This window comes from Wolbachia endosymbiont of Cardiocondyla obscurior, assembly GCF_902713635.1.
Classification (GTDB): Bacteria; Pseudomonadota; Alphaproteobacteria; order Rickettsiales; family Anaplasmataceae; genus Wolbachia; species Wolbachia pipientis.
Genome location: NZ_CACTIU010000040.1, coordinates 1 through 11,578 on the forward strand (window position 1 = coordinate 1; position 11,578 = coordinate 11,578).

At 35.0% G+C, this 11,578-nt stretch carries 10 protein-coding genes; 2 read left to right on the top strand and 8 right to left on the bottom strand.

The features are described from left to right. Window positions 1–140: 140 nt before the first annotated feature. Window positions 141–947 carry a CAF17-like 4Fe-4S cluster assembly/insertion protein YgfZ gene (ygfZ, locus tag WOCAOBSORBRA_RS03740; protein WP_174515957.1) on the bottom strand — a complete coding sequence of 269 codons (807 nt, stop codon included), beginning with the start codon at window positions 945–947 and terminating at the stop codon, window positions 141–143. Between the two features lie 167 nt (window positions 948–1,114). Between ygfZ and WOCAOBSORBRA_RS03745 the strand changes: the two genes are divergently transcribed. Both WOCAOBSORBRA_RS03745 and groL read left to right on the top strand, forming a co-directional pair. Beyond that, on the top strand, window positions 1,115–1,396 hold the full coding sequence (locus WOCAOBSORBRA_RS03745) for a co-chaperone GroES (RefSeq protein WP_173862895.1): 282 nt from the start codon (window positions 1,115–1,117) through the stop codon (window positions 1,394–1,396). A 100-nt stretch (window positions 1,397–1,496) separates the two neighbouring features. Then, window positions 1,497–3,146 carry a chaperonin GroEL gene (gene groL, locus WOCAOBSORBRA_RS03750; RefSeq protein ID WP_174515958.1) on the top strand — a complete coding sequence of 550 codons (1,650 nt, stop codon included), beginning with the start codon at window positions 1,497–1,499 and terminating at the stop codon, window positions 3,144–3,146. 223 nt (window positions 3,147–3,369) lie between these two features. Here groL and WOCAOBSORBRA_RS06460 read toward each other — a convergent pair whose 3' ends face one another. From WOCAOBSORBRA_RS06460 to WOCAOBSORBRA_RS03780, 7 genes are all read right to left on the bottom strand, one after another. Beyond that, window positions 3,370–3,492 (bottom strand): hypothetical protein, encoded by a 123-nt coding sequence (locus WOCAOBSORBRA_RS06460; RefSeq protein WP_255703183.1) that lies wholly within the window; start codon window positions 3,490–3,492, stop codon window positions 3,370–3,372. Window positions 3,493–3,708: 216 nt separating this feature from the next. Continuing rightward, entirely contained in the window at window positions 3,709–6,840 is a 3,132-nt protein-coding gene (locus WOCAOBSORBRA_RS03755) for a YhdP family protein (protein ID WP_174515959.1), read from the bottom strand. Continuing rightward, window positions 6,833–7,270, bottom strand: a complete 438-nt coding sequence (gene rnhA / locus WOCAOBSORBRA_RS03760; RefSeq protein ID WP_077188167.1) for a ribonuclease HI — start codon at window positions 7,268–7,270, stop codon at window positions 6,833–6,835. Before rnhA ends, WOCAOBSORBRA_RS03755 begins: the two co-directional genes overlap by 8 nt. A gap of 175 nt (window positions 7,271–7,445) precedes the next feature. Then, window positions 7,446–8,333 (bottom strand): heme o synthase, encoded by an 888-nt coding sequence (locus WOCAOBSORBRA_RS03765; RefSeq protein ID WP_174515960.1) that lies wholly within the window; start codon window positions 8,331–8,333, stop codon window positions 7,446–7,448. Window position 8,334: 1 nt separating this feature from the next. Continuing rightward, window positions 8,335–9,885: a cytochrome c oxidase subunit I gene (gene ctaD / locus WOCAOBSORBRA_RS03770; RefSeq protein ID WP_174515961.1), complete on the bottom strand. Its 1,551-nt coding sequence runs from the start codon at window positions 9,883–9,885 to the stop codon at window positions 8,335–8,337. Window positions 9,886–9,900: 15 nt separating this feature from the next. Further along, window positions 9,901–10,665, bottom strand: a complete 765-nt coding sequence (gene coxB / locus WOCAOBSORBRA_RS03775; RefSeq protein WP_012673173.1) for a cytochrome c oxidase subunit II — start codon at window positions 10,663–10,665, stop codon at window positions 9,901–9,903. Between the two features lie 674 nt (window positions 10,666–11,339). Beyond that, entirely contained in the window at window positions 11,340–11,477 is a 138-nt protein-coding gene (locus WOCAOBSORBRA_RS03780; RefSeq protein WP_174515962.1) for a hypothetical protein, read from the bottom strand. Window positions 11,478–11,578: the final 101 nt, after the last annotated feature.

Below are 11,578 nucleotides of genomic sequence, written 5' to 3' on the forward strand. Positions count from 1 at the left end.
AAATTAAAAATAAGACGCCAACTACGTTGTTTTCTTGCTGTTTAATCTGCACAGATGAAGATAACTGAATACCTTCAATACCATGATAAGGGGGCTGGCGGAGTTTGTCAAGCAAGTTTTTCGTTTCTATATGTGCTACCTTAAGACTTCAACGTCTTAACGCACCTAACTCCATCTGCATATAAATTTGCATGGCTCTTTCCAGTATTAAGCAATGCAAATCCAATGTTGTCTACACTAGAGCGCAGTTCCCCTATTTCCTCATTGTTTTCATTTGTCACTTTAGTGCCAATATCTGGAAGTGCGTTATCCCCCTCAACAAGGTAAAGTTTTCTTCTGAATATTTCTTGTCTGCTCATTCGATTTACAACTTCCTGACCTATATAACACCCCTTATTAAAGCTTATACCGTTTACCTTATCGATTAAAAATTGCAGCGGAAACGATGAATTCTGCACCATATCTTTCGCTCCATCTGGAACGAGATTTTGAATTCTGACTTTTTCATACTGAGTAAAATCCCCAACCGGCTCTTTTATTTCATCTTTATGTATGATCCTCATTCCTAGCAGCTTGTGCCTTGGATCTTGAAAAATAACTTGTGACTTACTACTACACTCCGCCAACTTAGTATTAAACAAAACCCCAACCTTATATAGTGCACTAACGTCTTTAATCTTTACCCTCAAATAAGTTTTAAGTAAATCTAGTTTCTCGATTATTTGCTGCAAGTGTATGTTTTCGCACTCCAAGAAGGTGTATTTACCATATTCAATAAGAAAAAAATCATATAGATATTTCCCTTGAGGGCTAAGCAATAAAGAGTAAATGGCTTTTTGGCTATCCAACTTATTAATATCATTGGTTATAATACCCTGCAGAAAATCTCTAGTGTCAGGCCCATATAGCACTATCACACCACGACTTAAAAATGGTATATAACTCATGAAATCTCTATAAATAAATCTAAATTTTATTATATAACATTAGGCTCTTTTAGAAACTGCTTTTGGCGTGCATATTTTACAAGCTCCAGCCCTTGAAATCTAACTTACGAGTATATATATATAAACTTATAAGTTAATTTGTTGATGAGGAAAAACAAATGTCAAGTATAAGTTTAAATGTATTAGATGATAGCGTGCTGATCAAGCCTATTAGCGAAGAAAAGCAAGGTGGAATTGTGCTTCCATCAAGTGCTGAAAAGAAACCTACTAAAGGTGAAGTTATAGCAATTGGTGAAGGTTCACGCAATTCAAGTGGCGAACGCGTAACTTTAACTGTGAAAGCTGGTGATAAAGTGTTCTATCGCCAATGGGCTGGTACAGAAATAGAACATAATAATGAGAAGCTTATCGTGATGAAAGAGTCCGATATACTTGCTGTCATTAAGTAGCAGTCTTTATTTTACTAAACTAAAACAAAGCACGACATAGTGCATTGTAAGTAATTTTATTATAGTTTTCTAAATTTTTTATTAACAAGAGGTGATAAAAATGACTAATGTAGTAGTATCAGGTGAGCAGTTGCAAGAAGCCTTTCGTGAAGTCGCAGCAATGGTAGACTCAACGGTGGCAATAACTGCGGGACCTAGAGGAAAAACAGTAGGGATTAATAAGCCCTATGGAGCACCAGAAATTACAAAAGATGGTTATAAGGTGATGAAGGGTATCAAGCCTGAAAAACCATTAAACGCTGCGATAGCAAGCATCTTTGCACAAAGTTGTTCTCAATGTAACGACAAAGTTGGTGATGGTACAACAACGTGCTCAATACTAACTAGCAACATGATAATGGAAGCTTCAAAATCAATTGCTGCTGGAAACGATCGTGTTGGTATTAAAAACGGAATACAGAAGGCAAAAGATGTAATATTAAAGGAAATTGCGTCAATGTCTCGTACAATTTCTCTAGAGAAAATAGACGAAGTGGCACAAGTTGCAATAATCTCTGCAAATGGTGATAAGGATATAGGTAACAGTATCGCTGATTCCGTGAAAAAAGTTGGAAAAGAGGGTGTAATAACTGTTGAAGAGAGTAAAGGTTCAAAAGAGTTAGAAGTTGAGCTGACTACTGGCATGCAATTTGATCGCGGTTATCTCTCTCCGTATTTTATTACAAATAATGAAAAAATGATCGTGGAGCTTGATAATCCTTATCTATTAATTACAGAGAAAAAATTAAATATTATTCAACCTTTACTTCCTATTCTTGAAGCTATTGTTAAATCTGGTAAACCTTTGGTTATTATTGCAGAGGATATCGAAGGTGAAGCATTAAGCACTTTAGTTATCAATAAATTGCGTGGTGGTTTAAAAGTTGCTGCAGTAAAAGCTCCAGGTTTTGGTGACAGAAGAAAGGAGATGCTCGAAGACATAGCAACTTTAACTGGTGCTAAGTACGTCATAAAAGATGAACTTGGAATCAAGATGGAAGATCTCACGCTTGATGATCTTGGTACGGCTAAAAATGTTAAAATTACTAAAGATAATACCACAGTTGTCAGCGAAAATAGCGATTCTGACAGTGTGAAAGCTAGAATCGAGCAGATTAAATCTCAAATTGAAACTTCAACTTCTGATTATGATAAAGAAAAGCTAAGAGAACGTTTAGCGAAATTATCAGGTGGCGTTGCTGTGCTCAAAGTTGGTGGAGCAACTGAAGTGGAAGTTAAAGAACGTAGAGATAGAGTCGAAGATGCGCTGCATGCAACAAGAGCTGCGATTGAAGAAGGTATAGTTCCAGGTGGTGGGGTTGCGCTTCTTTATGCTTCATCTGTTCTCGACAAATTAAAAGGTGCAAGTGACGAGGAACAAATAGGCATAAACATTATCAAGAAAGTTCTCAGTGCTCCAATTAGAAGGTTAGTCAAAAATGCTGGTCTTGAATCTGCTGTTATAATTGACTATTTGATTAAGCAGAATGATAAAGAGCTTATATACAACGTTGAGGCTATGAATTATGCTAATGCGTTTACAGCTGGTGTGATTGATCCAGCAAAAGTGGTGCGTATTGCTTTTGAAACAGCGGTATCTGTTGCGAGTGTGCTGATAACTACTGAATCTATGATAGTTGATGTACCAAGCAAAGAAAATGCTTCATCTCCTATGGGTGCAGGAGAAATGAGTGGCATGGGTGGATTCTAAGTAGAATGAAACCGTGGAGCAATTGCTCCACGGTAGTTCCAAAAAATCTCACATTTTACTATTCGTTAAAGGTAATACGTTTGGTGCAGAAATGCACTACTGTTTGCATCCGTTTCACTCCTTTATATTGTGGTTGTCTAATAACAAAAAGGCAGCATAAGAAAACTATAACCCCTAGTATATTTATACTATAGCTGACCCAAGCAACACGTCATACCGCGATTCATTCTACAACTGTACGAACATTACAATATGGCACATAGTAAACGATGTCATGAAAGTAGCTGACACTGGAATGACACCCTTTTGGATGGAAACCAGTGTCACGCACTGGCATGACACCCATTTGTTCCTATAGTTGTCTTTTCTCGTCTACCTTATTTTGCCACTCTGCTGAACAGATACAATTTACAACCACCCCCCTACCCTTTTTAGTTGTTCAGCAAATATAGAGAGGTTAAAGGGAGTGGTATTACTTAAACAACTAAATAAAAAACCAGGTAGATCATTCTGAAATTCTTGCATTTTTGTCCATAATTTTGTTAAATAACTTCCCTTTTGGTCATATCGAACCAAATTTCTTTTTCACACCACCTTTTAAGCCACTTTCGTTAGTTTTTGTCATAATGCGATCAAACACTCCCAATAACCTCTTTAATAGGTTTGGAGTTAGCGAAGAGATAAGATCAACAGATACGTTATTGTTTTTGTCATCACCACTTGCTTTATAGTCTATTGAAACGATTCCCCTACTTTTCCCACCAGTAAGAAGTTTTCCAATTATAGGAATTTTTAACAAAGATTTATTAATTGAATATGCTGGTATTACTTGTCCTGCAACCTGGAATTTATAATTTCTAATATCGAGCTTACCACCAGTGCTAATACCTAACTCCGCCCCTTCAAGCCAAGATTCTTCAATTTCAATAGTGCCATCTTTGTATGAAAAAGGTGCATTACATTTGTAAAAGTATACACCTTCATTTTTTATGGCATTTACAATGCCAGGCAATGAAGACATCGACAATAAAGTAGTAAGTAGTGGAGCATCTTTGATGTAGAAATTGCTAATGGATAACGTACCATAATGTTCTCCACTTTCTCTCTGAGGAGAGAGATAAAAAGACAATTTGCCGTTTTTAATTGATTTACTAATGCCTAAGGAATGCAAAAGCATACCTGAATTATCCGCATATATTTCGAGCCCTATTCCACTGTATTCTGCTAGTATGTTGCTGCTATCTTCCAGAAACTGCCCTGTAAATTGACTTCCATTGCAATTACCTTTAGTACAGGTTACATTCAGCTTAGCATTTTTGATAACGATGCCTTCTTTCATAATTACATTGTCAACATTCATACTAATCTCTATATCTTTATTTAATCCATTACTGTTTTTGCCAAGCAAGCCTAAAATATCACTTAAGTTAATTTCCTCACCATAAATAGTTATGGCATTTTTCTCCTTACCTGATTCAATCTCTATACTAAAATCATTATCAGGCAATTTAAAGCTACTAGAATTTAAATATAAATTTCCATTTTCTACTCTTCCGCTGAATTTTATATCTAGGTTATTTCCTACAATGTCTAATTTATCTACTAACAATTCACCTGCTCCTTTTAACCTTGTAGAAAACAAAATTTTATTGTGATCTTCAAAGCGATTTTTCCACCCTAAGTAGCTTGAATGTGATTCAAATTCTGATAAATCTATATCACCATTAACATACCCCGTCTTATCTTGATTTATCACTGACTCTAAATTTGCACTGACATAGCCACTATCAAAATTAAATATTTGAGCGGGTAAATCTCCGGTCAAATTCCAGGCGAAACTTTCATTCCTATTGCTACTTTTCAGGTCAAATAATAGCTGTGTGTTATTCACCATACCACTACCATTTAAATCTATAAAGTCACTGCCAAAACTAAGCTTAATATCATATTTACCAAGACTTGCATTATAGACGGCCAAATTGTCAATTTCAGAATGAAAATTTGCTGAGAAGTCTACTTTTTTGTCATCAGCATTTAGATTAAAAATGCGAAAATTAAATACGGATTTTGCCATTCCACTTACTTTATCCCTTTCAACCTTCACCACATCATCCAGCTTAAATCTTATAGGCTCATATAAACCATACGCATCACTTACAGCTTTGCCATTAATGGTTAGAACTGAATCTTCCTTATTTAGAGATTTCATTTCAATATCACCACCATTAACAGTGAAATTCTGAAACTTAGCGCTATTTACAGTAATTTCAAGATCGTTATTCTTGATGATCAAATCACCCTTTAATTCCTTTACTTGCTCAAAATCTTCATCAAATTTTACGCTACCGTTTTCTATATCAGCAACAATTACAATGTCTGACAGATCGTCATCAACCAAATTGTTAATTTTGCCATTGAAACTTACAATGGTATTTAAAACATCCCCATCAATATTATCACAATACCAGCTTTTAAATTTACTATTTACTACACTATCTGGTATATAAGTACATAAATCCTTTGCAGCAAACTTACTAATATTAATTCTAAGCAAAGCATGACTTGTACCAAAGTTCATTTTGCCTATTAAAGAGAGATACGTGTCATTTAACTTAAAATGGAAGTTTTTTACACTAATAATTCCATTACTATATGTTAAATTTATATTTACATTAGTTAAGGCCAAATTTTTGTTCAAATAATTTTCTGTATTTAATACGTATATATTTCCATCTACAATTTCATCCTTTTTATTAATTTTCACTGAGAAGCTTCCTTTGAATCCTATATTTTTGTCCAAATTGTAGCTTTTAACTAATGTAGAAAACTTGCTCAATAGTCCCAATTTTAGATCATAAAATGTCCCGTACACATTTAGCAAATTGTTGCGATTTTTTATCGTAATTGATAAATCATCCAAAAATCCCTTTCCATCTTTTGTATTCACATGAATATCTAAAACATTAAAATCTTCCCCCTTCCCTATATATAATTTATCAATAAAAAATTCATCTTCTGTGCTTTTATCAATAGCGATGTTAGTAAATTCAATTTTTGAATCCGCATTTAAGTCAAAAAAAAATTCCCTTATTGTTTTTAATAGATTTTTTGCACTACTTTCTGTCATCTTGAAATTCTTCCCTGTCATCCCAGTATCTTTTTTTCCTGTCATCCCAGCACTCGTCCTTGTCATCCAAGTAGCTTGACTACTTGTTTCTTTTTTTCTAGATTCCAGCGTCACGCGCTGGAATGACACCGAAGGAAGGCGGTTACTACTTAAATAATGATTATCCAAAAGGTCTAATGAGTTTTGCGGATTAACATTAGTTTCTTCTCTCTTGATACATACATGCACATTATCAGCTGAAACCTGAGAGAGATTTGTGCTAGCTTTAAATAAGGAACTTAACTTAAAATGTACAAAAAGCTCAGGAACTTTTATAGTAAAATTAGGGTTTGCTATTGCCAAATCCGTAATGACTAAATACGGATCTTTGCCATCTTTCTGCCAAACAACTGAGGTATTCTCCATATTAACGCTTGAGCCAACAAATATCTTTGATATTTTATGTTTAACATAAAAATTAATATAATTAATATTGATTTCTAAAGGACTCTCACCCTTAAAAAAGACAAATAAGCAGAATACAAACAATAGAACTATGGAAAGTGATATAGTGATTTTTTTAAGCATCGATTATTGCTTTTCTTGCTAAACTATCAGCCTCCTCATTATACTTATCGCCACTGTGTGCTTTAACCCACTTCCAATCAATTTCGTGTTGTGAAGCAACGTTGTCTAGCTCTTTCCACAATTCCATATTTTTTACTGATTTTTTATTACTTGTTTTCCAGCCATTCATTTTCCACTTATTTATCCACTCTGTTATGCCATGTTTAACATAAAGACTATCCATATATAAATTAATATTACAAGAAAATTTCAATACTTTCAGCCCATTGATCACCGCTGTTAACTCCATTTTATTGTTTGTGGTATTTTCTTCTCTACCATAAATGTCTTTTCTGTAATCTTGAAATAATATGATAGCTGCCCATCCTCCCGCTCCAGGATTACCAGAACACGCCCCATCCGTATATATTGTCACTTCTTTTTTACTCATCTTTGTTTATATCGGTTAACAAAGTATATAGTTGCTTTTATGAAAGCACAATTTCTAAAGGTAGTTTAAGCTGCACCTTTAAATTTTATTATAGAAACAAAAAAAAGTGTGACAACGAGCATTACCAAAAGGAAAAGGAAAAAATAGTTTTTATGTTTCTGCCGTTCTTTCATAACTAAAATAAATCAATAGAACAAAAAATAATACTGGCAAATAGGGAAAATAGATAAGAAATTGAGTAAGAAAACATTTGTTTCTGTGAGTTGTGGTTCTTGAATCTGAGAATTGATATAGCGTACCAAATAAAGATGCAACCTGCAAAAATTGCCATGCTTAGATAAAGTAAAGCCTTTTTCAAGAATAGAGCTGGAAGCAAGCTAGTTAGCACCAGCAAGACACTATAAATTAATATATATTTTCTTGTTTTTTCCGGACCATAAACAATATTGAACATTGGAATCGATGCCTTTGCATAGTCTTCAGACTTATTTAAAGATAGGGCCCAAAAGTGTGGTGGAGTCCACATAAAAATTACTAAAAATAAAATGAAACTTTCCCAATTTACAGAATTAGTCACAGCTGCCCAGCCAATCATTGGAGGGAAAGCACCTGCTGCACCACCGATAACGATATTCTGCGGAGTACGCCTTTTTAGCCAAATTGTATATATGAAAACGTAAAATAATATGCTAACAGCAAGCAAAGCAGCAGAAATATAGTTTACTGCTATTGCCATGATAAATACTGACAATATTCCAAGAGTTATACCAAATTCAAGCGCACTTTCTGCAGAAACTCTACCTGAGGGTATAGGGCGGTTTTTTGTCCTTTCCATGAGCAGATCTATGTCTCTGTCATACCACATATTTATAGCACCTGCAGATCCTGAGCCAAGAGCAACACATATAAGAGATATTAGTGCTAGAAAAGGGTGCATACTACCTGGTGCAGTAACCATACCAGCAACTGCAGTAAATACCACAAGATACATTATCCTTGGCTTCAGCAAACGCCAAAAATCCAGTATTGTTGATTCAACATTTAGCAAAACACTTGTGTACATTCTATTTTACCACTGGTGGCTTTTCGAAAGTATGAAAAGGCGGTGGTGAAGATACCGTCCATTCCAAGGTGTCACCTTCCCAAGGATTATCTCCAGCTTTCTTGCCCCATTTAAAAAGATGTATAACTATAAACACAAAAAACATAACTGAAACAAAGGACATATACGAACCAATTGAGGATATATAATTCCAAGGGATAAACGCATCAGGATAATCAGGTATACGCCTTGGCATACCAGCTAATCCTAAGAAATGTTGAGGTAAAAAAGTGATATTGGTGCTAATAAAAGTAAGCCAAAAGTGGATTTGACCTAAGCGCTCATTATATTGTTTACCCGACATTTTACCAATCCAATAATAAAAGCCAGCAAAAGCTCCAAATAATGCAGCAAGTGACATGACATAATGGAAGTGAGCAACAACATAATAGGTGTCGTGCAGGAGCTTATCTATTCCACCATGAGAAAGAATTATTCCCGTTATGCCACCGCCAACAAACATAAAAATAAAACCTAGTGCAAATAGCATAGGGGTTTTAAACTCAATTGCTCCGCCCCACATAGTTGCAATCCAGCTAAAGACTTTTACACCAGTTATAACACCGATAAAAATTGTGGTAGTGCTAAAAAATGCAGCAGCGTCAGCACTAAGCCCAACAGTGAACATATGATGAGCCCAAACCATAAAGCCAAATACTGCTATACCTATCATTGCATAAACCATCCCTATGTAACCAAATACAGGTCTGTGAGAAAAAGTTGATACAACCTGACTTATGATGCCAAATGCAGGAAAAATAATTACGTAAACTTCTGGATGACCAAAAAACCAAAATAAATGTTGAAATAACACAGGGTCACCACCACCTGCAGGATCAAAAAAGGAAGTACCAATATTGCGATCAGTAAGAAGCATAGTTATAGCACCGGCAAGCACCGGTAAGGCAACAATCAACATAAATGCTGTTAGCAAGACAGACCAAACAAATAGTGGCATCTTAGTCAACGACATGCCTTTCGCACGCATGTTAAATATAGTAACTATAAAGTTGATCGCCCCAACAATTGACGACATACCAGCAACATGAAGTGCAAGTATAGCAATGTCAACTCCTGCACTTGGATGCGACATTACCTGTGATAAAGGTGGATATAAAGTCCAACCTGTACCTGGACCTTCACCAATAAACACTGAGAGAATGAGCAAAATAAAAGATGACACTAATAACCAAAAACTTAAATTATTCATACGAGGAAATGCCATATCTGGTGCGCCAATCATGAGAGGTACAAACCAGTTACCAAATCCTCCCATGAGGGCTGGCATTATCATAAAAAACACCATTATCAACGCATGCCCTGTAACCATTACGTTATATAATTGATAGTTATTGTTAAGTATATTAATGTGCATTAGCTGAGTGCGAATAATCACCGATAATAATCCACCAATAATTCCAGCTAATATGGAAAAAATAATGTACAGTGTCCCTATGTCTTTATGATTAGTGGAAAACAACCAACGCTTTATGCCCCTTGGTACGTCACTCATATCTATACTCCAAATTTAACTCACTAATTTTCTATTTTCAATCCACTTATTAAAATCTTCTTTGCTTACTGCTTCAACAACAATTGGCATAAATCCATGGCCTTGACCACACAATTCATAGCACTGCCCGTAATAAACACCAGACTTTTTGATATTAAACCACGCCTCATTCAGCCTACCTGGTATCGCATCAATTTTTACACCAAAAGCCGGTACTCCCCAGCTGTGTATCACATCTCCTGCTGTAACTTGTAAACGAACATTAGTATTAATGGGTAAAACGATGTTGTTATCAACAGAGAATAGCTTTAAATCTCCTTCGATAAAGTCTTCTTTTCCCTTAATATAACTATCAAATGACACACCTTGATATTCTGGATATTGGTAACTCCAATACCATTGATGGCCAATAACTTTCAGTGTTATATCAGCTTTCGGTATTTCTTCCTGTAGCTTCAGTAATTTAGCGTTTTCAAAGGCTAATATTCCAACAATGATAGTTGGTATAACAAACCAAATAATTTCTAAAGGAACACTATGGGTAGTTTTACTTATGTTTGTTACTTTGCTTTTACGAAAGCGAAACGCTATATAAGCAAGCAGCGCCCACACAAAAAGCATTATTGTAACCATCACAAGCATCACAAACGAATGTGACCTAACTACAGCCTCCATTACTTCAGTTGCAGGAGCAGGAAATCCAAATTGCCAGGAAGTAGGAGCAGAGGCAACAGATATATTTGAGTAAAATATTATCAATAGTGCAAATAACTTCACCATATCTTTTGTTTGTTTGCTATAAAACTAAGTGATATACTGTATAATAGTATATATAAACTTACTATGCAAATAGAGATTAGTGATGGTTAATAATTTTTTAGCATTCAACAAGTATAATAGTACAATACTAATTGAGGAAAAAAGCATTTACATAAATCTATTGTAAGTAAAAATATTATAATATTTTAAATTAAGTATTTACTTTAAGTAAATTCTATAATAAGTTTAATAGTGTCTGTTACTGCTAATAACCCTCTAGCCTCACACCTAAAAGCAGTAACAGACACTATTAAACTTTATGACAAGTTTATAATCTGTAAGATCAAAGTCTTACAAGTTTCTTTATTTCATTATACATTGCAGTTTGTTAATTAACTTTTAATGCCTATGGTGGCATTTACAGCTTGGACCAAAGGTTTATGTATTATAGAAAATAATTATAAAAAAAACACACTATTTGTATACCATACAAACTTTTTTTATTCTGCATAGCTGAGTTACTAGATTCTGTAAACGAAATCTTTAGAGAAGCCAAATGGGCAAAGTTTCATGAAGGTCTTTGGCATCTCTTAGCATAGATCCCTTACTTAACCATCATACCGCGATTCATTCGCAGTATCTCAAAGCATAGATCCCGCTAACACGTAGCGGGATGACGATTGTCAGGCTAGCTGTCATCCCAGTGTCAAGCACTGGGATGACAAGGTATAAACCTTATCGTCATGCCGCCACAAACCGTCATACCGCGATTCATTCGCGGTATCTCTAGATCCCGCTAACAAGTAGCGGGATGACGATTGTCGTTTAGCCATAAACATTAAGAAATTTACCAAATAAAAAAAAAGGCAAAAGAAGCCCTGGGGTTATTATCCGCTTTAAAATATTGGCGTTTTTTATGTTTTAAACGCTTGAC